Annotated in this window: 1 protein-coding gene; it reads right to left on the minus strand. The window is 60.6% G+C overall.

The features are described 5' to 3' along the window. Positions 1 to 32 precede the first annotated feature (32 nt). A complete protein-coding gene (locus ACP7B9_RS17180) occupies positions 33 to 1,220 on the minus strand; it encodes an IS30 family transposase (RefSeq protein WP_425865189.1) in 1,188 nt (395 codons plus the stop codon). Between the last annotated feature and the right edge of the window lie 47 nt (positions 1,221 to 1,267).

The raw sequence follows: 1,267 nt of genomic DNA on the forward strand, positions 1-1,267 counted from the left end.
GGCAAAGTCAAGTGGTCGTAGCAACGCGGGGGTTATGCTGCTGTTTGCAGCAGCTGGTTGAGTCGGTTGGCAGGCGTCTCAAGGTTGAGGGTCGGGCGGGGCCGGCGGTTGAGTTTCGCCGCCACCTGCCGGAGATCTTCCGGCGTGTGGGTTGAGAGATCCGTGCCTTTCTCGAACCAGAACCTCAGCAGCCGGTTGGTATTCTCATTCGTTCCTCGCTGCCACGGCGAGTGGGGGTCACAGAAGTAGAGCGTGGTCTCGAGCGCTGTTTGAATCCGGCCGTAGTGGGCCAGCTCCGTACCCCGGTCCCAGGTGATCGAGCGGCGCAGATGATCCGGGAGGTGGCCCATCTCCCGGATCATCGCCTCAGCGACGGTCTCAGCACTGTGGTCACCGGGAAGGTGGAGCAGGATCGTAAACCTCGTTGAACGCTCCACCAACGTGCCGATCGCGGTCCCGCCGGAGCCGATGATCAAATCCCCTTCCCAGTGCCCGGGCACGGCCCGGTCCTGAACTTCGGCAGGACGTTCACTGATCTTGAACGCCTCCTTGTAGGGGCTGTTCTTGGTCCTGTCCGCCGTGTGTGGAACACGCTGCTTCCTCTTCATGCTGAGCTTTTCTGCCAAGTCTGCCCGCAGGGAACCGCGGGTTTGGACATACAGGGCGCGGTAGATCGTTTCGTGACTCACCTGCATAGTCTCCTCGTCGGGGAAGTGGAACACCAACATCTCCGAGATCAGCTTTGGACTCCACCCGTCATCCATCCACACCTCGATCAGCCGGCACAGTGCCTCGTTCTCAAGGAGCTTTAGCACCTTGGGCCGCCTCCGACTCTGGTGCGCCTTCGTATGGGCCACAGAGGCGTAATACACCCCGTCCGCACTGATGTTTCGCTTCACTTCCCGCCACACCACGGACTTGTCCCGACCGATCAACGCACCGATCCTGGCGTAACTCAATCCGTTGCGTAGACCCATCTGGATCATCCCCCGCTCCGCCAGACCCAAGGCCCGGCCAGGGCCCTCCACCGACGGAGCCGGATCTGCAAGACCACCAACGAACCCCATGCTCACAGTCATCATGTGACCAGACTGCGCCCACCACCTCAGGCCAGTTGGATGGGCAGCTCCGACTCGCCGTGAAGCAGCAACAATCGACACCCCACCACACACCAGATCAACAAACTCCGTGCGGGTGTTCGGGGCAAACAACTTGACCATGAAACGCTCCATCTATCAGAGCGTTGCAACCACCATATGAATTTGCC

The organism is Arthrobacter sp. TWP1-1 (assembly GCF_049897845.1).
Classification (GTDB): Bacteria; Actinomycetota; Actinomycetes; order Actinomycetales; family Micrococcaceae; genus Specibacter.